Source organism: Agrobacterium sp. Ap1 (genome assembly GCF_017313375.1).
GTDB lineage: Bacteria > Pseudomonadota > Alphaproteobacteria > Rhizobiales > Rhizobiaceae > Neorhizobium > Neorhizobium cellulosilyticum.
The window spans coordinates 38117-61708 of sequence record NZ_JAFLMY010000004.1 but is presented as its reverse complement, the minus strand read 5'-3'; the positions used below and the strand labels follow the sequence as shown (position 1 = coordinate 61708).

At 59.1% G+C, this 23592-nt stretch carries 20 protein-coding genes; 15 read left to right on the top strand and 5 right to left on the bottom strand.

Annotated features, from left to right (window positions below; all coding sequences use genetic code 11):
* Positions 1-46 precede the first annotated feature (46 nt).
* Positions 47-982 carry an AEC family transporter gene (locus JZX87_RS09015; protein WP_148148000.1) on the top strand — a complete coding sequence of 312 codons (936 nt, stop codon included), beginning with the start codon at positions 47-49 and terminating at the stop codon, positions 980-982.
* Here JZX87_RS09015 and JZX87_RS09010 read toward each other — a convergent pair.
* Positions 964-2616 carry an acyl-CoA dehydrogenase family protein gene (locus tag JZX87_RS09010; protein WP_206825163.1) on the bottom strand — a complete coding sequence of 551 codons (1653 nt, stop codon included), beginning with the start codon at positions 2614-2616 and terminating at the stop codon, positions 964-966. The two genes, JZX87_RS09015 and JZX87_RS09010, sit on opposite strands and share 19 nt — an antisense overlap.
* A gap of 195 nt (positions 2617-2811) precedes the next feature.
* On the opposite strand from JZX87_RS09010, the gene JZX87_RS09005 reads away from it, so the two are divergent.
* From JZX87_RS09005 to plsY, 3 genes are read left to right on the top strand one after another with little or no spacing between them, the layout of a single operon-like run.
* Positions 2812-3750: an aspartate carbamoyltransferase catalytic subunit gene (locus tag JZX87_RS09005; protein ID WP_183826883.1), complete on the top strand. Its 939-nt coding sequence runs from the start codon at positions 2812-2814 to the stop codon at positions 3748-3750.
* Positions 3747-5048, top strand: coding sequence for a dihydroorotase (locus tag JZX87_RS09000; protein ID WP_206825162.1), 1302 nt, complete (start codon positions 3747-3749; stop codon positions 5046-5048). The genes JZX87_RS09005 and JZX87_RS09000 overlap by 4 nt, the downstream gene beginning before the upstream one ends.
* Positions 5045-5662, top strand: a complete 618-nt coding sequence (plsY, locus tag JZX87_RS08995; RefSeq protein ID WP_343226863.1) for a glycerol-3-phosphate 1-O-acyltransferase PlsY — start codon at positions 5045-5047, stop codon at positions 5660-5662. Before JZX87_RS09000 ends, plsY begins: the two co-directional genes overlap by 4 nt.
* 100 nt (positions 5663-5762) lie before the next feature.
* Here plsY and JZX87_RS08990 read toward each other — a convergent pair whose 3' ends face one another.
* Both JZX87_RS08990 and JZX87_RS08985 read right to left on the bottom strand, forming a co-directional pair.
* Entirely contained in the window at positions 5763-7061 is a 1299-nt protein-coding gene (locus tag JZX87_RS08990) for an oligogalacturonate lyase family protein (protein WP_206825160.1), read from the bottom strand.
* A 25-nt stretch (positions 7062-7086) separates the two neighbouring features.
* Positions 7087-8601 carry an MFS transporter gene (locus JZX87_RS08985; protein ID WP_148147994.1) on the bottom strand — a complete coding sequence of 505 codons (1515 nt, stop codon included), beginning with the start codon at positions 8599-8601 and terminating at the stop codon, positions 7087-7089.
* A gap of 97 nt (positions 8602-8698) precedes the next feature.
* Between JZX87_RS08985 and JZX87_RS08980 the strand changes: the two genes are divergently transcribed.
* From JZX87_RS08980 to rpmG, 8 genes are all read left to right on the top strand, one after another.
* Positions 8699-8836, top strand: coding sequence for a hypothetical protein (locus tag JZX87_RS08980; protein WP_206825159.1), 138 nt, complete (start codon positions 8699-8701; stop codon positions 8834-8836).
* A 578-nt stretch (positions 8837-9414) separates the two neighbouring features.
* The gene (gene dprA, locus JZX87_RS08975) at positions 9415-10560 is read left to right on the top strand and encodes a DNA-processing protein DprA (RefSeq protein ID WP_206825158.1); all 1146 of its coding nucleotides are present in this window, start codon (positions 9415-9417) and stop codon (positions 10558-10560) included.
* 417 nt (positions 10561-10977) lie between these two features.
* Positions 10978-13629, top strand: a complete 2652-nt coding sequence (gene topA / locus JZX87_RS08970) for a type I DNA topoisomerase (RefSeq protein WP_206825157.1) — start codon at positions 10978-10980, stop codon at positions 13627-13629.
* A gap of 68 nt (positions 13630-13697) precedes the next feature.
* Complete coding sequence (gene rnr / locus JZX87_RS08965; RefSeq protein WP_206825533.1) at positions 13698-16016, top strand: ribonuclease R; 2319 nt, start codon at positions 13698-13700, stop codon at positions 16014-16016.
* Between the two features lie 2 nt (positions 16017-16018).
* Positions 16019-16453, top strand: a complete 435-nt coding sequence (locus JZX87_RS08960) for a DUF983 domain-containing protein (protein ID WP_183826898.1) — start codon at positions 16019-16021, stop codon at positions 16451-16453.
* Entirely contained in the window at positions 16450-17133 is a 684-nt protein-coding gene (locus tag JZX87_RS08955; protein ID WP_206825156.1) for an NUDIX hydrolase, read from the top strand. Before JZX87_RS08960 ends, JZX87_RS08955 begins: the two co-directional genes overlap by 4 nt.
* Positions 17134-17143: 10 nt before the next feature.
* Positions 17144-18328, top strand: a complete 1185-nt coding sequence (locus JZX87_RS08950; protein ID WP_148147988.1) for an MFS transporter — start codon at positions 17144-17146, stop codon at positions 18326-18328.
* 90 nt (positions 18329-18418) lie between these two features.
* Positions 18419-18586, top strand: coding sequence for a 50S ribosomal protein L33 (gene rpmG, locus JZX87_RS08945; RefSeq protein WP_112457312.1), 168 nt, complete (start codon positions 18419-18421; stop codon positions 18584-18586).
* A gap of 744 nt (positions 18587-19330) precedes the next feature.
* Here the strand turns inward: rpmG and JZX87_RS08940 are convergent.
* Both JZX87_RS08940 and JZX87_RS08935 read right to left on the bottom strand, forming a co-directional pair.
* Positions 19331-20701: a PleD family two-component system response regulator gene (locus JZX87_RS08940; RefSeq protein ID WP_148147987.1), complete on the bottom strand. Its 1371-nt coding sequence runs from the start codon at positions 20699-20701 to the stop codon at positions 19331-19333.
* 16 nt (positions 20702-20717) lie between these two features.
* Positions 20718-21089, bottom strand: a complete 372-nt coding sequence (locus JZX87_RS08935) for a response regulator (RefSeq protein ID WP_093003064.1) — start codon at positions 21087-21089, stop codon at positions 20718-20720.
* A gap of 131 nt (positions 21090-21220) precedes the next feature.
* On the opposite strand from JZX87_RS08935, the gene JZX87_RS08930 reads away from it, so the two are divergent.
* From JZX87_RS08930 to JZX87_RS08920, 3 genes are all read left to right on the top strand, one after another.
* Positions 21221-21529 (top strand): DUF3572 domain-containing protein, encoded by a 309-nt coding sequence (locus JZX87_RS08930; RefSeq protein WP_148147986.1) that lies wholly within the window; start codon positions 21221-21223, stop codon positions 21527-21529.
* A gap of 1 nt (position 21530) precedes the next feature.
* Positions 21531-22172, top strand: a complete 642-nt coding sequence (locus JZX87_RS08925; protein WP_206825155.1) for a hypothetical protein — start codon at positions 21531-21533, stop codon at positions 22170-22172.
* A 117-nt stretch (positions 22173-22289) separates the two neighbouring features.
* Positions 22290-23576, top strand: coding sequence for a DNA polymerase IV (locus JZX87_RS08920; RefSeq protein ID WP_206825154.1), 1287 nt, complete (start codon positions 22290-22292; stop codon positions 23574-23576).
* Positions 23577-23592 lie beyond the last annotated feature (16 nt).

Here is a 23592-nt window from a genome sequence, read left to right as displayed (position 1 = left end):
CGCACGGGAGGAATAACACATAAACTGATAAGCGCGCCCGCGGCTCATGCTGACCATATTCGAAAGCATTTTACCCGTCTTCCTGCTCGTCCTTCTCGGCATCGGCCTCAAACGGACGACCGTCATCAACGGTAATTTCTGGGAGGGGATGGAGCAGTGCAGCTATTATGTGCTGTTTCCCGCCCTTCTCTTTCAGACCATGGCAAAGGCCGATTTCTCGGATGCAAGCAGCATCCATGTCAGCCTGATCGCTATCCTTGCCTTCACGACGATGTCCATCGTCGTGCTCGCCTCATGGCCGGTTCTCAAACGCGGCCAGATGACACCCTCCACCTTCACCTCGCTTTATCAGACATCGACGCGCTGGAACGGCTTCATGGCGCTTGCAATCGCCGCCAAGACCTATGATGCGCATGGGCTTGTCGTCGTCGGCATGGTGATGGCGGCGGTGATCGTACCGGTCAATGCCGGAAGCATCGCCGTACTTGCCGTATTCTCCGGGCAGAAACGCGACTATCGCGCCATCGCGATCAAAATCATCAGCAACCCGATGATCATCGCCACCATTCTCGGCATCGGCATCAACCTGATCGGCTTGCCGCTCTATCGGCCGGTGATGGCAACGGTCGAGATGTTGTCTCAGGCCTCGCTCAGCCTTGGCCTGATCACGGTTGGAGCAGGCCTCAAGGTTGCAGATGCGCTGAAGCCGAGCATCGGCGTGCTGTCGGCCGTGGTCATGAAACTGGTCGTATTTCCGGCTCTCGCCATTGCAGTCGGCCTTGCCGTCGGACTTACCGGCACCAATCTGGCGCTGCTGGCGCTGAGCGCCGCAGTCCCGACCGCGATGAACGGTTATGTGCTTGCCAAGCAGATGGGCGGCGACGCAGATTTTTACGCTGCAGCCGCAACCGTGCAGACGGCGCTCGCCTTCTTTTCCATTCCGGTCGCGATGTTCGTCGCGAACTACGCTGCCGGCGGATAAAGAAGGTCGACGATATAGCTTGCGTCGAAACGGGCATCGAGCATGCCGTAGGTCGAGCGCCAGCCACCGGCCAGGCGGGTTTCGAGATAGGCATCGGCAATCTTGCCGGCGCCGAGACGCGCTAGTTCGGCGGCGCCGGCGGCCAGGGCCAGTTGCTCGACCAGCAGGCGCGCCGCGCCCTCATCCCGTTCGCAGAGGGCCATGGCGGCCCGCAGAACCTCGATCGTCTTGCGGCCGGATGCGCCAAGATCCCGCTCGAAACCGGAAAGTACCAGCTCGAACAGGTCGCGACCACGTGAGAGGACACGCAGGACATCAAGCGCCATGACGTTGCCGGAGCCTTCCCAGATCGCGTTGACCGGCGCTTCCCGGTAGTGACGCGCGATCGGACGTTCCTCCACGTAACCGTTGCCACCAAGGCATTCCATTGCCTCGTAGATCAGCGACGGGGCAATCTTGCAGTTGAAATATTTGACGACCGGGGTCATGACGCGGGCAAAGGCCGCGTCCGCCGGATTGCCGGCGGCGCGATCGAAGGCTTCGGCAAGACGGAAACCGAGCGCGGTTGCGGCTGCTACATCCAGCGCCATATCGGCAAGCACGCGCGTCATCAAAGGCTGATCGACGAGCTTGCGGCCGAACACATTGCGGCCGCGCGTAAAATGAACGGCCTCGGCAAGCGATGCGCGCATGATGCCAGCAGAAGCGACCGCGCAATCAAGCCGCGTCAGCGTGACCATATCGAGGATGGTGCGAATACCCGCACCCGGTTCACCGAGCAGATAACCGAATGCATCGGAGAACTCGACTTCGGCCGACGCGTTGGAGCGATTACCGATCTTGTCCTTCAGTCGCTGGAAATGTAGACCGTTGGCCGAACCGTCTTCCAAAAGACGCGGGACGAGGAAGCAGCTGATATCATCTTTGGTTTTTGCGAGCATGACGAAACCGTCACTCATCGGTGCCGACATGAACCATTTGTGGCCATTCAGGCGATAGATGCCCTCACCTACCCGCTCGGCAGTGGAGCGGTTGGCGCGCACGTCGGTGCCGCCCTGCTTTTCCGTCATGCCCATGCCGAGCGTGATCGCGCTTTTCTGCATGGCCGGACGATTGGTTGAATCATACTTGCGCGACAGGATTTTGGGAGCCCATTCCTTTTGCACCCGTGGCGACGCCATCAGGGCTGCAACGGAAGCGCTGGTCATGGTCAACGGGCAGAGGTGGCCGCTTTCAAGCTGCGCCGTCAGATAGAAGCGCGTGGCGCGCGCCTTGTGCTCACTGCCCTTCGCTTCCGGGATGTTCTCCCATATGGAAGAATGAAGGCCCGTCTGCATCGAACGGCGCATCAACGCATGCCATGCGGGATGGAATTCGGTTACATCGAGACGCTCGCCGCGCGGACCGTGGGTCTTCAGCTTCGGCGGATTTTCATTCGCCATACGCGCCAGCTCCTGCGCTTCGGGCGACGTCACGTAACGGCCAAGCTGATCGTATTCCTCGCGGATGACGCGATTGAGCCCACCCGTCAGATCGACCAGAAGCGGATCGGAGCGATAGGCATTGATGCCGGACCAGGGCGCAGGCTGGTTCAATTCGGCGAATTTTTCTTCGGCGCGGGTTAACTCGTTCATGCTCCGCTTCTAGCGGAAGTTAACGGGAGTGGGAACGGGCGCACGACCCTAAATTGGGCTTCTCAACAAATGGCCGTTTCCGCCTGCCAAAACACAAGCAGAATGAAGAAAGTGGGATGGTATATTGCACCATGCCGCTTGCAGCTTGCCCCCCCAAACCTTATAGACCGCCGAACGCAAGCGGAGACACGCCCAATGGTCTTCTTCCCTCATCGCCACCTCCTCGGCATCAAGGGTCTCAAAGAACAGGACATCACCTATCTTCTCGACAAGGCCGACGAGGCCGTGAAGATTTCCCGGCAGCGGGAGAAAAAGACGTCCACCTTACGCGGCCTTACCCAGATCAATCTTTTCTTCGAGGCGTCGACACGCACGCAGTCGTCCTTCGAACTTGCCGGAAAACGGCTTGGCGCAGACGTGATGAACATGTCGGTCGGCAACTCGTCGGTCAAAAAGGGCGAAACGCTGATCGATACGGCGATGACGCTGAACGCCATGCGCCCCGACGTGCTGGTGCTTCGCCATTCTTCCGCCGGTGCGGCAGCGCTTCTTGCCCAGAAGGTCGCCTGCTCGGTGGTCAATGCCGGCGATGGCCAGCATGAACATCCGACCCAGGCGCTGCTCGACGCACTGACGATCCGCCGCGCCAAGGGTACGCTGACCGGTATCACGGTGGCGATCTGCGGCGACGTCCTGCACTCGCGGGTCGCCCGCTCGAACATCATCCTTCTCAACGCCATGGGTGCCCGCGTCCGTGTCGTTGCTCCTTCCACGCTTCTTCCTTCGGGCATTCGTGACATGAGCGTGGAAGTCTTCCACTCCATGGCAGAAGGCCTGAAGAACGCCGATGTGGTGATGATGCTGCGCCTGCAGCGCGAGCGCATGGCCGGTTCCTTCGTGCCGTCGGTTCGCGAATATTTCCATTTCTACGGGCTTGATGCGGAAAAACTGAAGGCGGCCAAGGAAGACGCGCTCGTCATGCATCCCGGCCCGATGAACCGCGGCGTCGAAATTGCCTCGGAAGTGGCGGACGGCCCGCAGAGCGTGATCGAGCAGCAGGTGGAAATGGGGGTCGCCGTGCGCATGGCCGTGATGGAAACGCTCCTCACCTCCAACCAGGGAGAACGCGCATGAAATCAACCGTTCTCAAAAATGTCCGCATCCTCGATCCGTCGCGCAATCTTGACGAAACCGGCACGATCATCATCGGCGAAGACGGACATATCCTTGCTTGCGGCAAAGACGCCCTGAACCAGGGTGTACCGCACGGTTCCAGCGTCCGTGACTGCCAGGGTCTCGTTGCCACTCCCGGCCTTGTCGACGCCCGCGTCTATGTAGGCGAGCCCGGTGCAGAGCATACTGAAACGATCGAATCGGCCAGCCGTGCGGCAGCGGCCGGTGGCGTCACCTCCTTCATCATGATGCCCGAGACCGATCCGGTTATCGACGACATCGCGCTCGTCGAATTCGTCCACAAGACGGCCCGCGACAAGGCGCTCGTCAATGTTCATGCCGCAGCCGCCCTGACCCGCGGCCTCGAAGGAAAGGAAATGACGGAATTCGGTCTGCTGCAGGAAGCCGGCGCCGTCGCCTTCACCAATGGCCGGCATGCGCTTTCCGACTCGCTGCTGCTTCGCCGCGCAATGACCTACGCACGGGAGTTTGATGCGGTCATCTCGCTTGAACTGCGTGACAAATATCTCGGCAACGGGGTAATGAACGAAGGGCTGTTCGCCAGCTGGCTCGGCCTGTCCGGTGTTCCCAAAGAAGCGGAAATCATTCCGTTGGAACGTGATCTGAGGATTGCGGCTCTCACCAAAGCCAAATACCACGCAGCCAAGATTTCGGTGCCTGAATCGGTAGAGGCGATGAAGGTTGCTCGCGGCCGCGGTGCAAACGTGACCTGCGGCATCTCGATCAACCATTTGTCACTCAACGAAAATGACATCGGCGAATACCGCACCTTCTTTAAGCTGTCTCCGCCTCTCAGAACCGAGGACGATCGCGTCTCCATGGCCGATGCCCTGGCTGCAGGCGATATCGACATCATCGTCTCGTCGCACGATCCGCAGGACGTCGATACCAAGCGCTTGCCGTTTGCCGACGCCGCCGATGGCGCGATCGGGCTTGAGACGATGCTGTCCGCAGCGCTCCGCCTGCATCATGACGGGCGCGTGCCACTGATGCGGCTGATCGACGCCATGTCGACCCGCCCTGCACATATCTTCGGCCTCGACGCCGGCACGCTGAAAGTGGGTGCCAAGGCCGACATCACGCTGATCGATCTCGATGATCCCTGGATCGTGTCCAAGGATGCAATCCTCTCGCGCTCGAAGAACACGCCGTTCGACGAAGCGCGCTTCTCCGGCCGCGCGGTCGCCACCTATGTGGCGGGCAAATGCGTGCATGCAATCGATGGGGGCCGAGCGTGAGCGAACTCTTCAACTGGCAGATCACACTGCCGATCGCAGCCGGCGCCCTGATCCTGGGCTATCTGCTCGGCTCGATCCCGTTCGGCCTGCTGCTCACCCGTGCTGCAGGGCTCGGCGACATCCGCTCGATTGGGTCGGGGAACATCGGCGCGACCAATGTGCTCCGAACCGGCAACAAAAAACTCGCCGCAGCGACGCTTCTGCTCGATGCGCTGAAAGCGACTGTCGCGGCCATCATCGGCTGGCATTTCTTCGGCTCCGAAGCCGGGCTGCTTGCAGGCTTCGCTGCCTTCATCGGACACCTTTACCCGGTTTGGCTCGGTTTCAAGGGCGGCAAGGGTGTGGCGACCTATATCGGCACCCTGCTCGGCGTCGCACCATGGATGGTGCTCGTCTTTGCCGCCGTGTGGCTGACGATCGCCAAGCTCAGCAAATATTCGTCGCTCTCCGCTCTGGTGGCGACGCTTATTGTTCCTGTTGTGCTGTGGTTCATACAGGAACCCAAGATTGCAGCCGTGATGGCGGTCATGACAGTAATCTCGTGGGTCAAGCACAAGACCAATATCGAGCGACTGATCGCCGGCACCGAAAGCAAGATCGGCTCGAAGGGATAGCCCTTTCAACCTGACCTCCGTTCATCCGCGGACAATAGAGATTATGACAAACGGGACTGAGCAACATTGTTCAGCCCCGTTTTTTTTCGGCTCAACGTTACTAGCCGATATCCACGGCATAGGTGTGCACATCTCCATGCATGTTGGAGCGAAATACCAACTGTTTCCCGTCGGGCGTGAAGGAGAGATTTGGCTCCAGCCGGTAGTTATGGTTTTGCATATCGACGAGACGCACCGCACGCAGCACTCCGGGATCGATGAGTTCTCCGGCATTGGCCGCGGATATACCCGCCACATCCGGAACCGACTCAGGGACGAATAGCGAAATCCATTTGCCGTCTTTGGCGTGAGCGACCATTTCTTCATCCCCCCCGTCACCGGCGAAACAAGTGCCGTCGGGTGACACGTTGAAATGAACCGACCAGAAGTCCCGCTCCAGGGCGTACCAATGCCGCCTTCCGCTCTCAAGCTCGTAGCCCGCCAGCCAAAAGACTTCACCGCGCGGCGTCTGGAGATCGTACCAGATGGTTTGACCGTCATGGCCAAAGAATTCGTGCCCGGCGATCTCCATGTTCATGCTGCGTGTATGCACACGAAGCGGGGCGCAGGGATCATTGCCCAGGCGCATTGTCCAGATGCGGTCCACCTTGTGCCACGGTCCCTCGTGGCAGAACATGATCTGCTGCGGGTCGGTGGGGGAAAACTGCAGGTGGTTCAACCAGTCGGTGGCATGATAGACATCGCGGCGCAGACCGGTCTTTAGATCGACGACGAAGATGGTCATCGGAAGACGTCTCTCCAGTCGCCTATTGATATGCACCTCCTTCTGTTCCGCGAATGTCAGCCGCCGGCCCGTGACGGGGTGGTACATGTCGCTATCGACCATCCACTCTCCTTGTGGATTGGCATTGCCTGCGGCCGCATCAGACAAACCGGAGGTAAACTCGTCGTTGAACGCCTTGCCCTCATGGGTCTCGCTTCCAAGCAGCAGGGTTTCATCGGCATTGACCGCGAAGATCGCCTCGGATGGCGACAGCCGATAGTGGCCTTGCCGTTGTTGGCCCTCAAGATCGACAGTGCGCACTTCACGGTCAGGACCACTGCCATCAATGTACCAAAGCCGCGAAGTTCGCCTGCCGACCATCAGAACTTCGGCGCCTGGGTCGGCCAGGATGAGGCTGTTGCGCCGACTACCCAGTTCGATCACGCCAATTCCGTCAGGTCGGCTGACGACCATGCGTTGCCCATCATGGCTATAGGCATGCTGATGGAAATACAGGGAGGACGTGCCCGCTTGCGCAGATAGCCGGATAATCTTCTTTCCCGTCACCTCGTCACACCATGCGACAGGAATGCCGTCCTTCGCTGTCGGAAAGTCGTCTGGTTCAACCATCATCATTTGTCCATTCCTTTCAGTGCGGGGATCAGCGTGCTGCGGCAGCCGCCACATGGTGTTCCGTCGCCGCAGCCGGTTCCTGCCAGCATTGCTCATAGGGAAGACCAGTCAGCAATTCGACGGTCGCGCGGGTCTGCGGATCAACCGCACTGCGGTCACCTCCATTTTTGAGGCGTGCGATTTCCTGCAACACGATCAGGTGGTTCTCGCGGTTGAGCTTGAAGCGCTTGGAAACGATGATACCCCATAGCCCGAAGCAGAATGGCACGCAGGTATAGATGGCAATGATGCTGGTAACGGTGGATTCCGGCTGGACGTCCACGCCCTGCTGAAAGCCGGTGGCCGACAAAACCAGACCGAGGGTGAACATGATCGATGCCTGAATGACAGTATCAACAAAGTTGAACACGCCGGAGAACAGAGCTTCACGCCGTTCGCGGGTGACCATTTCGTCGACATCGGGAATGAATGACATCAGGTAGAAAGACGCGTTGGCAATGCCGGTCTTGCCGAAATTCAGGACGATCGTCAGACCGATCAGCCAGATCTCCGCGTGGGGTGGGCGTACCAGTGCCAGCCAGGCGAAAGCGGCAAAGACAAGCAGCGTTACCCATGCGCCGAGGCGGAACGAGGTCGCACCGTCAGTCTTGATCGTGTACCAGAGGAAAAAGGACAGAAACAGCAGGCCTAAAAGGTAAGCGACGCTGTTGGCACCGGCAACGACGGTCGGGCTCATCAACATGACGAAAATGATGAAATAGGTGTTGACGTATCCGGAGATGGTACGCTCCGAGATCTGCGCAACGAACATGGCCAGCAACTGACGAAATGCACGGACCCGTAGCGTGGAACCCAGATCGCGGAACATCAACTTCATGTCCTGCCAGGCGCTTCGGCCCGGGGTGAAATGCAGTTCCTCCGCCGGCCGTTCGAAGCTCCACTTGTATTGCAGGAACAATGCCACGCAGGCCAGAACGTCACAAATAATCATGGTCCAGGTAAAGGCAGCCAGATCCTTGCCGAAATAGAGGAACATGATGCCGGGCAGCGCCGAAAGCGCCGTGGTGGCGATCGCACCAACGGCCTGCTTCATACCCTCGATCTTGGCGCGCACGGTCGAATCCGTGGTCATCTCGGTTGTCAAAGTGGGGATGATGATCTGCGGAACACGCAGCACGCAATTATAGAGAATGTAGATGAAATAGTAGTAAGCCACCCCCATGCCGGGGAGCCACACCAACGGAAAGAGGATGGTGTGGACCGGAATGATGGCGAGAAGCCAGAAGCGGCGACGACCGAATTTCTTGCCAAGGCGGGTCTGGCCGAATTTGTCCGACAGTTCACCGAAAAACAGAGAGAAAAAGGCCCCGGCCAGTTTGCTGATCGCAAACAGGGTCCCCACCGCCATTATCGACAAGCCGGCATATGTTGTATAGTAATACATCAACCACGCAGATAAAACATTCTGCGTGGTGGCAATAAAAATATTAACGGAAGACACACCAAAGTAATTCTTCCAGGTTATTTTCCTTGCTGCATTCATTTTCGTGGGTCTTTTCTGTTTTCAGAGAAAAAAGGAAGCCCATCGCATTGTGTCTCTCACCACAATACGGTCGGGAATTCGTTATTCGATGAAGGCAATGGCGCAGCAGATCACGCCGCCGCCATTCGGCAGCGGAGAGCGAAAGCTGGTCGTCTGGATCAGAACAAACCGTATGCGCGAGCAGCCGGTTTTGTCCGGGCGTGAAGACGGAATGGCGCGCTACCGTCAAAAATGACGGGCAGCCGATAGCGCTTTCATCGTCCGAATTGCCGCGCGTAGTCTTGCGCGAAATCGCTTGCGACAGCGGCACGAAATACGGCGCGTCTCAAACGCCTTTCGCGGCCTGCCGTAACTGTGATGTAAAGACTGTCCTCCCTATCCTCCTGATAGTTTCCGCTCCCTGTCGTTCTGTTTTAATTTTTGGACCCGGCCAGTACCTTAAATTTTCCGCCATCAAATCTGGCTGCTTGGCTTTCCTGTAAAGAAAACGACAAAAGCGGATCAAAGCCGACCGTCCGACGACATGAAAGCCGATTGCGCCTGCGGAAAAGCCCGCGTCACTTCAGGCGGCGCTCGCCGCTACTGCGTCACTCGCCGCCACCGGGCCCGGCACGTGCTCACAGCGCATGGTACCGTTTTCCGCCCTTGCCTTTCCGGTTGCGTCGTGGTTCATACGTGTCGTCAAGATTGCAGCCATTCGACAATCATGACCGTAATTTTCTGGGTGAAGCACAACACCAATATCGAGCGGTTGATCGCCGGCACCGAAAGCAAGATCGGCTCAAACGGGCAATCTGCCCGAAGAGGCGATTAATGCCTGATGGCAGCGCACGGAGATCGGGAATTGCGCTGACCGAGAAGCAGAGGATCGCCTGGCTGAGGCTGATCCGCTCAGACAATGTCGGCCCGGCCACTTTCCGGCAATTGATCAACCATTGCGGCTCTGCGGAAAATGCACTCGCCATGCTGCCGGAACTTTCTCGGCGAGGCGGCGCCACGCGCTCGTTACGTATTTCCAGCATCGAGGATGCCGAGCGGGAGCTTGAAGTCGCCAGCAGACATGGGGCTTGCTTTGTCGGCATCGGAGAGCCGGATTATCCGCCCGCGCTCAGGCATATAGATGGCGCTCCACCGCTCGTCGCCATCAAGGGCGACCTGACAAGCGCCACACGTCCGTCTGTCGGCATCGTCGGCTCGCGCAACGCTTCGGTCGTCGGTGCCAAGTTTGCGGCGATGATCGCCAGGCGCTGCGGCCAGAACGGTTATGTCATCACTTCGGGGCTGGCGCGCGGGATCGATACCGCCGCACACCGGGCCAGCGTCGAGACCGGCACGATCGCAGTGCTTGCGGGCGGGCTTGACCGCCCCTATCCGCCAGAAAATCTCGGGCTTCTCGATGAGATCACCAAAGGTGGAGGTCTCGCGATCAGCGAAATGCCGTTCGGCTGGGAGCCGAGAGCACGGGATTTTCCTCGCCGTAACCGGCTGATCGCCGGCATTTCGCTTGGCGTCGTCGTGGTCGAGGCGGCGGAAAAATCCGGCTCGCTGATTACCGCCCGGATGGCCGGTGATTTCGGCCGGATCGTATTTGCCGTGCCAGGCTCCCCGCTCGATCCGCGCTGCCACGGAACCAACGCCCTGCTGAAGCAGGGTGCGGTTGTGACCACCGGACCGGAAGATGTGCTGGAAGCTCTCGCCCCGTTATCGCAACTCGATCTTTTCGAGCCGCCTATGATCGAGGAGCCGGATGCGCAGACAGGCGCCATCATGCCGCCAGATGACGATGACCGGTATGCGATCATATCAGCCCTCGGCCCCACACCCGCTGAAATAGATGACATCATCCGCCACACGGGCCTTCCCGCGTCGTCCGTCTATCTCGTACTGCTAGAACTCGATCTGGCCGGACGTCTATACCGCCATCCCGGAGGATCCGTTTCCATCGCGCTTCCCGGCTGAGCGCGGCCGGCGGCCGGACTTTATATCACCGGCTTCGACATAGGCCATCTCGATGAGATAGCAGAGCATGTCTGCCCCTTCGGAGAAAGCGACCTGCCGCAGCTCGCCAAGCATCTGGCATATATATGCAACGTTATCGACAGAATGCCCCTCGCGGAGCCCACCCATGTGAATCGACATGCCCCACCCCACCAGAAGTTTCAGTGAATTTTTATTCACTATAAGAAACTTTGTGGACTTTATTTGAAATATTCATGATTGCAAGTCCGATTAAAGCATCCACCGATTGCATCCTTCGAAATGTGCTAATTTCACTTAAGCCCTTGACCGCGGGACAAACGCCCTCCATGTCGGGAAGCAAATCTCCGCCTGGACCGAATGCGGTGCCGGGCCCTGCTCTATTACAGAGAACCGAAAATGAATGTTGTCGTTGTAGAATCTCCCGCCAAAGCCAAGACGATCAATAAGTATCTGGGCTCGGGTTATAAGGTTCTCGCATCCTTTGGCCACGTCCGCGATCTTCCCGCGAAAGACGGCTCCGTGCTTCCCGATCAGGATTTCGAAATGTCCTGGGAGGTCGACAGCGCGTCGCAGAAACGCATGAAGGACATCGCCGATGCCGTAAAAGGCTCCGACGGCCTGTTTCTTGCGACCGACCCGGATCGCGAAGGTGAAGCCATTTCCTGGCACGTTCTCGATCTCCTGAAGAAGAAGAAGGTGCTCGGCGACAAGCCGGTAAAGCGTGTCGTCTTCAACGCCATCACCAAAAAGGCCGTGCTCGACGCGATGGCCGCTCCGCGCGATATCGACGTGCCGCTGGTCGACGCCTATCTGGCCCGCCGTGCACTCGACTATCTCGTCGGCTTCAACCTGTCGCCGGTCCTGTGGCGCAAGCTGCCGGGCGCACGGTCCGCCGGCCGTGTGCAATCCGTGGCGCTGCGCCTTGTCTGCGATCGCGAAAACGAGATCGAGCGTTTCGTTTCGGAAGAATACTGGAACCTCTCAGCTCTCCTGAAGACACCGCGCGGCGATGAGTTCGAGGCCAAGCTTGTGTCTGCCGATGGCAAGCGCCTGGCACCGCGCGCAGTCAAGACGGGCGATGATGCCAACCGGCTGAAGGCCCTGCTCGAAGGCGCAAGCTTTGTGGTCGACAGCGTCGAGGCGAAGCCCGTCAAGCGCAATCCCGGCCCGCCTTTCACCACTTCGAGCCTGCAGCAGGCAGCTTCGTCGAATATCGGCTTCAACGCATCGCGTACCATGCAGGTGGCGCAGAAGCTTTATGAAGGCATCGATATCGGCGGCGAGACGGTCGGTCTCATTACCTATATGCGTACCGACGGCGTGCAGATGGCGCCCGAAGCGATCGATGCAGCCCGCGCGGCCATCGTCGATCAGTTCGGCAACCGCTATCTGCCAGAAAAGCCGCGTTTCTATTCCACCAAGGCAAAGAACGCCCAGGAAGCGCACGAAGCGATCCGCCCGACCGACTTCAATCGCACACCGGATCAGGTGAGGAAGTTCCTCGATGCCGACCAGGCGCGGCTTTACGAACTGATCTGGAAGCGCGGTATCGCCAGCCAGATGGCGTCCGCCGAGATGGAACGCACGACGGTCGAAATCCTCGCCTCCAATGGCGCGGACAAAGCCGGCCTTCGCGCCGTCGGCTCGGTCGTCCGTTTCGACGGCTTCTTGAGCGCCTACATGGATCGTCGCGACGAAGACGAAAAGTCGGAGGATGACGACGAGGATGGTCGCCTGCCGGAGATCAATGCGCGCGAAAATCTCGCCAAGCAGAAGATCAATTCCAGCCAGCACTTCACCGAGCCGCCGCCGCGTTATTCGGAAGCTTCGCTGATCAAGAAGATGGAAGAGCTCGGCATCGGCCGCCCGTCCACCTATGCCGCGACGCTTAAGACGCTGTCTGACCGCGAATATGTGGTGACCGAAAAGCGCAAGCTGATCCCGCATTCCAAGGGTCGTCTCGTCACAGCCTTCCTCGAGAACTTCTTCACCAAGTATGTGGAATACGATTTCACTGCCGATCTGGAAGAGAAGCTCGACAGGATCTCCGCCGGCGAGCTCGACTGGAAACAGGTCCTGCGCGATTTCTGGCAGGATTTCTTCGCCCAGATCGAAGACACCAAGGAACTGCGTGTCACCAACGTGCTCGATGCGCTGAACGAGGCACTGGCTCCGCTCGTCTTCCCGAAGCGCGAGGACGGCTCCGACCCGCGTATCTGCCAAGTCTGCGGCACCGGCAACCTGTCGCTCAAGCTCGGAAAATACGGCGCTTTCGTCGGCTGCTCGAACTATCCCGAATGCAATTTCACCCGTCAGCTTTCGTCTGACGGCAATGAAGCTGAAGCATCCGGCCTCAACGAACCCAAGGCGCTCGGGGCAGATCCGCATACCGGCGAAGAACTGACACTGCGCTCGGGCCGTTTCGGGCCTTACATCCAGCGCGGCGAAGGCAAAGAAGCCAAGCGCTCCTCGCTGCCGAAGGGCTGGAGGCCGGAAGACATCGACCATGAAAAGGCGCTGGCGCTGATCAACCTGCCGCGCGACGTGGGTCAGAACCCGGAAACCGGGAAGATGATCTCGGCGGGCCTCGGCCGCTACGGGCCGTTCCTGCTGCATGATGGCACCTATGCCAACCTGGAAAGCATCGAGGACGTATTTTCGATCGGCCTGAACCGCGCTGTCACCGTGCTGGCCGAAAAGGCAGCCAAGGGTCCGGGCGGGCGCGGCCGCGGCACGCCGGCAGCGCTCAAGGAACTCGGAGACCATCCGGATGGCGGCGCAGTCACTGTTCGTGACGGGAAATACGGCCCTTACGTCAACTGGGGCAAGGTCAACGCGACACTGCCCAAGGGCATGGACCCGCAGTCGGTGACGATGGAACAGGCCATGGCGCTGATCATCGAAAAGGGTGGCAAGGCCTCTTCCGGAAAGGCCAAGGCAAAGCCGAAGAAGGCTGCTGCCAAGGCTGACGGCGAGACCAAGAAGGCGGCACCGAAGAAGGCGGCGGCCAAGAAGACTGCTGCGAAAACAAAGAAGACGGATACGTGAGCGAAGAGCAGGACGACGACATCAGATCGCACCGGCAGCGGAAGCGGGCGGAGAGAGCCGAACGCGGCATGACCTCTGGTTCGGGGGCGACCGGTTCCAAGGGAAAACCTGCGATCATTCAGGGCGCCATCCCGCCGCGCGAAGTCCTGCTCGAATTCATCTCCGACAATCCGGACAAGGCCTCCAAGCGCGAGATTGCCAAGGCTTTCGGGCTGAAGGGAGAAACGCGCGTCGAGTTGAAGGACCTGCTTCGCCAGCTGGAAGACGAGGGTCTGGTCAACAAGAGCCGCAAATCCCTGTCGCGTCCCGGCGCCCTGCCCCCGGTCACGGTTCTCGACATCACCACCCGCGACAAGGATGGAGAATTGATCGGCCGTCCGGCGGAATGGCCGGAAGACCAGGGTGCGGCACCGGCCGTGCTGATCCGTCAGTCGTCGGAACAACGCGGCAAGGGTAAGGCCCCTGCCGCCGGCCTCAACGACCGAATTCTCGCAAAGATCTTCCCGAACAAGGATCGCACCGGTCCCGCCTATACGGCACGCGTCATCAAGGTGATCGACAAACGTCGCGGCGCCACCCTCGGCGTCGTGCACAAACTTGCCGATGGCGAGATCCGCCTCCTGCCGACAGACCGGCGCGGCGAGGAAATGGTGATCGAGCCCGATGGTCTGGGCGATGCCAAGCATGGCGATCTGGTCGAGAGCGAAACCGTACGTTCCGGTCGTTTCGGCCTGCCGCGCGCCCGTGTGCTCTCGGTCGTCGGATCCGTCGCGTCGGAAAAGGCGATCTCGATGATCGCCATCTATTCGCATGGTATCCCCCACATATTCCCGAAGCAGGTCATGGATGAGGCGGAAGAGGCCAAACCGGCCTCGATGTCGAAGCGTGAAGACTGGCGCGACGTGCCGCTCGTCACGATCGACCCGGCCGATGCCAAGGACCATGACGACGCCGTCTATGCAGAGGCGGACACATCTGACGACAATCCGGGTGGCGTGATCGTCACCGTCGCGATCGCCGATGTCTCCTGGTATGTGCGCACTGGCTCGCCGCTCGACCGCGAAGCACTGAAGCGCGGCAACTCGGTCTACTTCCCCGATCGCGTCGTGCCGATGCTACCGGAGCGGATTTCCAACGATCTCTGCTCGCTGCGTGAGGGCGAGGACCGGCCAGCCATGGCCGTTCGTATGGTGTTCTCCAAGGAAGGCCGCAAGGCGGGCCACACCTTCCATCGCGTCATGATGAGGAGCGCGGCAAAGCTCTCCTACCAGCAGGCACAGGCGGCCATCGACGGCAAGCCGGACGACAAGACCGGGCGGCTGCTCGAGCCAATCCTGAAGCCGCTCTGGGCCGCCTACAAGATCATGAAGATCGGTCGCGACCGCCGCCAGCCGCTCGAACTCGACATGCCGGAGCGCAAGATCCTGCTGAAGTCCGACGGTACAGTCGACCGGGTTTTCGTGCCTGATCGCCTGGATGCGCACAAGCTCATCGAAGAGATGATGATCCAGGCGAATGTCTGTGCCGCCGAAACGCTGGAAAAGAAGCGCCAGGCGCTGATCTACCGTGCCCATGATGGCCCGTCGCTCGCCAAGCAGGAGACGCTGCGCGAGTTTCTGAATACGCTTGGCATCTCCATGGCCAAGGGCGGCAATATGCGCTCCAACTCGTTCAATGGCATCCTTTCGCAAGCGCAAGGCACGCCTCATCAGGTGATGGTCAACGAGATGGTGCTGCGCTCCCAGAGCCAAGCTGTCTATAGCCCGGACAATATCGGGCATTTCGGCCTCAACCTGATGAAATACGCGCATTTCACTTCACCGATCCGCCGTTACGCGGACCTTATCGTGCACCGCGCCCTGGTCGGTTCGCTGGGGCTTGGCGAAGGCGGGATTACGCCAGCGGAAGAAGAGCAGCTCGACGATATCGCCGCCGAAATCTCGACATTCGAGCGCCGGGCGATGGCCGCCGAGCGCGACACGATCAACCGCCTCGTCGCCCATCACCTTGCGACCCGTATCGGCGAGGAATTCGAAGGCCGCATTTCCGGCGTCACCAAGGCGGGCCTGTTCGTCTCGCTGCCCACCTATGGCGCAGACGGTTTCGTGCCTGTCTCGACAATCGGCAACGACTATTACATCTATGACGAGGCGCATCAGGCGCTAACGGGCGAGCGCTCGGGGCTCGGCTACCAGCTGGGCGATACGGTGGACGTGCGTCTGAAGGATGCCATTCCGCTTGCCGGCGCGCTGCAGTTCGAGATGCTGAGCGAAGGCAAGAAGCTTCCGACGGCAATGAGATCCTTCCACAAGGCGGGTCGACGCAACAGGCCGGGCGGCGGACCCAAAAAACCGGGCACACGCGCTCCCCGCGGACGCAGGAGATAACAATGGACGAGCGCGCCGGATCGACCATCCAATATGGCGGCAAAGGCGCGCCCGAACGTCCGCTAGGCCGCTCGATCAAACGCGGCCTTCTCTGCCGCTGCCCGAATTGCGGCGACGGCCGACTGTTCCGCGCCTTCCTCAAGCCGGTCGATCACTGCGCCGTCTGCGGTGAGGATTATACGCCTCAACGCGCCGACGACTTGCCGGCCTATCTCGTCATCGTCGTTGTCGGCCACGTGCTAATGACGGGCTACCTGCTGACCGACATGATCTGGCGCGTCTCCCCCTTCGTTCACATGGCGATCTGGATACCGCTTGCCGTGCTGACCGCAATCGCGACGGTTCAGCCTATCAAGGGCGGGGTCATTGGCCTGCAATGGGCCTACCGGATGCATGGGTTCAGCAAGGAGCCGGAGCACGGCGATCCTTCCGCATGAAGCCGACAGGCGCAGATATCGCGGAGCCGGATGATCGTTTCGAGGGACCTAATCGCGTCCGCACGCAGGATGCGGCGTGCCTGATCCTTGTTGATCGCTCCGGCGCTCAACCAAAGATCCTGATGGGCCGTCGGGCGTCCAAGCACGTGTTCATGCCGGACGTCTATGTGTTTCCCGGCGGGCGGCGCGACCGCGGCGACCATGCGCTGCCCTTCAACAATGATCTCCACCCGCTGGTGATGGAGAGGCTGCTGGCCCACACATCCAGCCGCATGGGACCGGCACGCGCCAGGGCGCTCGCGCTTGCAGCGCTTCGCGAGTTGCAGGAGGAAACCGGCATACGGCCGGTCAATGCCGATGGCCCCGATCTCGACATGTTACGTTATGTCGCGCGGGCGATAACCCCGCCGGGAGCCGTTCGCCGCTATGACACCCGCTTCTTTCTTGGGTTTTGCGAAGAGACTGTCTTCGACATGTCGCATTTCGGCGATACGGACGAGCTTGAAGACTTGCAATGGCTTGACATTGCAGCGGTTTCCAGTCTGAAACTCGCGCGGATCACTCAGACGGTACTGGAGGACGTCAAGGACCTGTTGAAACTCGATCCTTCCGTCCCTTTTGGAAATCCCGTCCCCTTCTATTCGATGCGTCGCGGGCGCTTCGTCCAGACACTACTGTAAGGAAGAATGAATGCCGCAGCCTGCGACCGACGAAAACGGGCATGTCGAGAAAATCCACTGGCCGTCCCTCGTTGCTGCCATTGCGGCCATCAGCGCGGTCGGCATTGCGATCGGGCTCGGACTCCCACTTCTTTCGATAATTCTTGAAAAACGCGGCATCCCCTCGACGCTGATCGGCCTTAACGCGGCCATGGCCGGCGTCGCCTCGATGCTTGCGGCTCCGGTCACGACAAAGCTCGCGCATGACTATGGTGTGGCGCGTACGATGATGTTTGCCGTTGTCGTCGCTTCGATAAGCGGGCTCGGCTTCTATTACGCGCAATCCTTCTGGATGTGGTTCCCGCTGCGTTTCGCCTTCCACGGCGCGACGACCACGCTATTCATCCTGTCGGAATTCTGGATCAATGAGGCGGCCCCGCCGCGTCGCCGCGGTCTCGTGCTCGGCATCTATGCCACCGTGCTCGCCGTCGGCTTTGCAGTCGGCCCCCTGCTCTTCTCCGCGCTCGGCAGCGACGGCATCCTTCCCTTCCTGGTGGGCGCCATCATCATCCTGCTGGCGCTGATCCCGATCTTTATTGCACGGCACGAGAGCCCGGTCCTCGACACCAAGCCGGATCGCCATTTCTTCCACTACATCTTCCTCGTACCGACGGCGACTGCCGCCGTGTTCGCCTTCGGCGCGGTTTCGGCCGGCGGGCTTTCGCTGTTCCCTATCTATGCACTACGCGAACAATTGCAGGAATCTCAGGCAGCCGTGCTTCTGACCGTGATGGGCATCGGAAACATGGCATTCCAGATCCCGCTCGGTCTCTATTCCGACAAACTGAAAGACCGCCGCCCGCTGCTCGCCGCAATGGCTGTCCTCGGTGTACTGGGATCGCTCGCCCTGCCCATGCTCATCCACAACTGGCTACTCATGGCTGTCGTGCTGTTTTTCTGGGGCGGTTGCGTCTCCGGTCTCTATACGGTGGGCTTGGCGCATCTGGGTGCGCGACTCAGCGGAGCGGATCTCGCAGCGGCCAATGCAGCCTTCATTTTCTGTTATGCGGTCGGCACCGTGGTCGGTCCGCAGGGCATCGGGGCCGCCATGGATGTTGTCGGAAACGACGGTTATGCCTGGGCACTGGCCGCATTCTTCGGCTTTTACGTGCTGATTGCCCTGTGTCGTACGCTTTTCCATTCAAAACAGAGTTGACTTTTGGCGCGCGATTTGTAATTTCGCGCCAGATTTAGCCGGGGCGCACGCTGCGCTCGCGACTTCCTATTTTCTAGAGGCAGAACAACCATGGCGAAAGCTACGACCATCAAGATCAAGCTGCTGTCGACGGCTGACACCGGTTTCTTCTACGTCACGACGAAGAACAGCCGTACGTTCACGGACAAGATGACCAAGACCAAGTACGACCCGGTTGCCAAGAAGCACGTTGAATTCAAGGAAACCAAGATCAAGTAAGACTTGATCTTTAGAGTTTGAACAAGGCGCCGACCACAAGGTCAGGCGCCTTTTCTTTTACCTGCTGATCTGCCGAATAGCGCGACTTAAGCCGAAACGAAAAAACGCCGCATCCCATCAGGAAGCGGCGTTTTGAATTTGGGGGTCGACCAGCCTGCAATAACGGCACGAGGAACCGCATTGGCATGCCTGCCGGTCGACCGACCCCACGACCCAGGAGATGCGGCGGACCTGAGCATCATGGGGTATGGCAGTGCCGCATATGGCACATATTTGTCGTTAGGTTCAAAATTACGCAAAGGAAAAAGAAAATCAATAGATTCTTAACTGGGAGGAAAAAATGGATTCGCTGTTGGTTAAAATTTGCGCCTCACGGCGCCCAACCACTTAACGCTCGTTAATAGCAGTGAAGTAAAACCAACCTGAAGGCGGGTAGTTTTCTTGGCGGGTACAACCGCCGCGGAATTAATTCCGCAGGAAAATGACATTCTGGCCCAACCGCCCACCGAATTACAAACAACTAAACTCGGATATGCTTTTCACCAAATTTCATCCGGGGATTTCAACCAATTGGAAACAGTGAAACTGCGTGCGGCATTTTGCACCGGCTCACTACGCTCAAGAACTTCCAGATCGCCACAAAGCTGTGATTTATTCCGTCTGTAAATCGCCACCACGGCACCGAACCATTGAACGAGATCAACCGCTTACGAAACGGCTGTCATTTCTGTCGCCGATTCGCGATCAAGCCGCATTTGCAACGACGCGGTTTCGTCCGTCAGCTTTGGCCTTATAAAGTGCCTGATCGGCCTGCTTCAGCAGTTGCTCCGGCGTGTCGGCATCTCCGGTGCTGCAGGAGAGGCCGAAAGATGCCGTCAGCTCGATTGCGGTTCCGGCATTTTTAAGTACGAACGGTGTCTTCTCGATGATGGCTCGCAGACGCTCTGCGACAGCAGCCGATGCTGTCGCATCCGTGTCCGGCATAACAACGACAAATTCTTCACCGCCGTACCGGCAGGCAAGATCTGCTCCTCGAACTGTCGAGCGAATCCGGGAGGCGAACTCGCGCAGCACGTCGTCACCAGCGTCGTGGCCGTATGTATCGTTCACTGATTTGAACCGATCGATATCCATGAGGCAGATCGACAGAGGGCGCGAACGAGCCGCGGCTCGGTTGAAGAGTATCTTCAGATGATTGTCGAGATATCGACGATTATTCAAACCCGTCAGGGCATCCGTGACGGCGAGCTCGATCGTGTGCTTGACGCTCATCCGCAGGCGATCGTTGTAACGCTTCCGCTTGATTTGGGTGAGCGTACGCGCCAGCAATTCATTCGGGTCGATCGGACGAACGATGTAGTCGTTGACGCCGAGATCGAGCGCGCGAACGATCATGTCCTCGGCACCGGCTTCGGCCGCCAGCAGAATCGGCAGGAAGCGCGTCCGTTCCAGTGAACGTAGCTGAGAGCATAGGCGCAGGGGATCGTAGTCGTCGAAATTGGCATTGACGATGACAAGATCGAAACTGTTTTCCGCGGCTTCGAAGATCGCGGCCTGCGGATCAGACATCGCGACGACGTTGCAAACCGGCTTCAGCGCCTTCGTGATGCGCTCCTGCGAGCTTGCGCGACCGTCGACAAGCAAAATCTGGCCGATATCTTCGCGGCCGTCTGCGCCCCTGAGTATATCCTCGATAACGAGGCTATGGGCCGTGTCGGCCCGAATTCGTAACTCGTCGCTCAGAGCCTTCAGGCGCACGAGGCTGCGAACGCGGGAGATCAGCTGGACGTCATTGACCGGCTTGGTGAGGAAATCGTCGGCACCGGCCTTCAGCCCGCGTACACGGTCGGAAGGCTGGTCGAGGGCCGTCACCATGACGACGGGAATATGAGCCGTCTTGGGATTGGCCTTCAGACGCTCGCATACTTCGAAACCATCGATGCCGGGCATCATGATGTCGAGCAGTATCAAATCCAGTGGGGTGCTTTCGCAGATCGCCAGTGCCTTGTAGCCGTCATCGGCCGTCAACACGTCGAAATATTCAGCCAACAGACGCGCTTCGAGAAGCTTCACATTGGCCGAAATGTCATCGACCACCAATATCCGCGCTGTCATGCCCGTGCTCCCCGCATCATGCGTCGCCGAGGTAAGTCTTGATTGTTTCTATGAATTTCGGCACCGAGATCGGCTTGGAAACATAGGCTTCGCATCCACCCTGGCGAATGCGTTCCTCGTCCCCCTTCATGGCGAAGGCAGTTACGGCGATGACCGGGATGACATGAAGTTCGTCGTCTTCCTTTAGCCACTTGGTGACTTCCAGACCGGAAACTTCGGGGAGCTGGATATCCATCAGGATAAGATCGGGACGATGCTTGCGGGCGAGATCGAGCGCTTCCATGCCGTTTCGGGTCTGGATCGTTTCATAGCCCGACGCCTCGATCAGATCGCGGAAGAGCTTCATGTTCAGCTCGTTGTCTTCGACAATCATGACCCGTTTGGGCATTGCGATCCATTCCTCAAATCGCGCCTTCAAAAGCGTATGTTCGGTATATAAGCTCCAAAATGGTTGATTCCACTGAGCTCCGTTTCGCCAAGACTAGGGCCATTTGGTTGAGAAGAGGTAACTCCCGAACAATGCCGCCGAAAACGACCGAACAGGACGCCAGACGCGTCAACGCCGAAGAGACGGCTGCCGCGGTGCTTGGCTGGATGGCCGGCGAACCGGATATGATGCAGCGTTTTCTTGCGCTGTCCGGCGTGTCACCTGATCAGATACGGTCAGCCATATCAGATCCCGGCTTCCTGGCCGGCATGATCGACTTCGTGATGGGCCATGAACCGACATTGTTGGCATTCTGCGAAGCCACAGGGACCAAGCCAGAGACTGTCATTGCCGCGCATCATCATTATTCCGGTCCCTATATCGGTCCCGGAGACTTCTGAGATGAGCGAAATCCTCGACTTGTCCCATATCAGCCTGAAAGACAGGCCGCTGATCGTCTGCGACGTGGATGACGTGGTGCTGCAATTCTTTGCCCCGTTTGAACACTACCTGAAAAAGGATGGGCTGGAACTGCTGCCGCGTTCATTCAGGCTCACCGGCAATATCGTTACTGTCGGCACGGATGTCGCGGTCGAGGACATGGCGGTCAAACAGTTGATCGGTTCGTTCTTCGAGCAACAGGAAGAGTGGCAGACACCTTTCGATCTCGCGCTCGATACGCTGAATGCGCTTGGCGCCGATGCCGACGTGATGTTCCTCACCGCGATGCCGCCCCGCTACAGCGAGTCACGACGACGCCTGCTCGACCGGCTCGGCTTCGACTTTCCGCTTGTCGCAACGGAAGAACCGAAGGGACCGGTAATGCGACGCATCCATGGCGAACGCGCCCTGCCCTCAGTCTTCATCGACGACATGGCGCACAATCTTCATTCGGTGCGCGACCATGTCGACAACTGCCTTGTCCTGCACATGATGCCGGATTCCCCGCTGCATCTTCTGGCACCGAAGCCGGATGACGGCATTACAAGGGCGCTTGATTGGGCGCAGGCCGGAGATCTCATTCGCGCGCATATAGGCCGTTAATTCGCAACCGAGCCAAGCGGGCGTCCACCGGCAACAAACCATTGCACACTTGCCTCATCCTCTTGAGTGCCAATCGATTGCGGCTTATCGTGCCGATGTTCAATCTTTGTTCCTGACATGACCTCTTCGGCCGACATAATTTTGGGTTTCTGTCGCGACTGCCTTGCCGAGCAGAAGGCGGAGACGCGCCGTTGCCGCAAATGCGGATCGCCCCGGCTTGTCTATCATCGTGAGCTTTACGATCTGACGCTGGCGCATATCGACTGCGACGCTTTTTATGCGACGATCGAAAAACGCGACAATCCGGAGCTTGCAGACAAGCCGGTGATTATCGGCGGCGGCAAGCGCGGTGTCGTATCGACCGCCTGCTACATCGCCCGCATCAGCGGCGTCAGATCGGCAATGCCGATGTTCAAGGCGCTGGAACTCTGCCCCAACGCTGTCGTCATACGCCCCGATATGGAAAAATATGTAGGCGTTGGCCGTCAGGTGCGGCAGCTGATGATGGAGCTTACGCCCCTCGTTCAACCGCTTTCGATCGATGAGGCGTTTCTCGAACTTGCGGGAACCGAACGGCTGCATCGCGATCCGCCGGCACGCATCCTTGCCAAATTCGCAAAGCGCATTGAGAGCGAACTCGGAATTTCGATTTCCATCGGGCTTTCCTATTGCAAGTTCCTCGCCAAGGTCGCTTCCGACCTGCAGAAACCGCGTGGTTTTTCCGTCATCGGCGAGGCAGAAGCGAAGGATTTCCTAGCTCCTCGTCCTGTCACCACCATCTGGGGGGTCGGCAAGGCGTTCAGCGCCACGCTGGAGGCCGATGGCATCCGCACGATCAGCCAGCTGCAGCAGATGGAGGAAGGCGACCTGATGCGCCGCTACGGCTCGATGGGCCAGCGTCTCTACAGGCTTTCCCGCGGGATGGACGAGCGCGAAGTGCATTTGAATGATGCGGCAAAGAGCGTTTCGGCCGAAACGACATTCTTCGAAGACATTTCCCGGCATGATGACCTCGTGCCTGTCCTGCGACGCCTTTCGGAAAAAGTGTCCGCACGCTTGAAGAAGCACGAGATCGCCGGTCATACGGTTGTGCTCAAGATGAAAACGGCCGATTTCAAGAGCCGGACACGCAACAGGCGGCTGGAAGACCCGACACAGCTTGCCGACCGCATCTTCCGCACCGGCCTTTCGCTGATGGAGAAGGAAACGGACGGCACGAAATTCCGCCTGCTCGGGATCGGGGTAACCGATCTTTGCGATCCGGCACTGGCGGACCCGCCAGATCTCGTCGATCAACAGGCAGGGCGGCGGGCGGCGGCTGAAGCGGCAATGGACAAGCTGCGTGACAAGTTCGGCAAGGCGGCTGTCGAGACTGGTTACACGTTTGGCGACAAGCGTCGTTGAGCCATAAGAAGCGTGT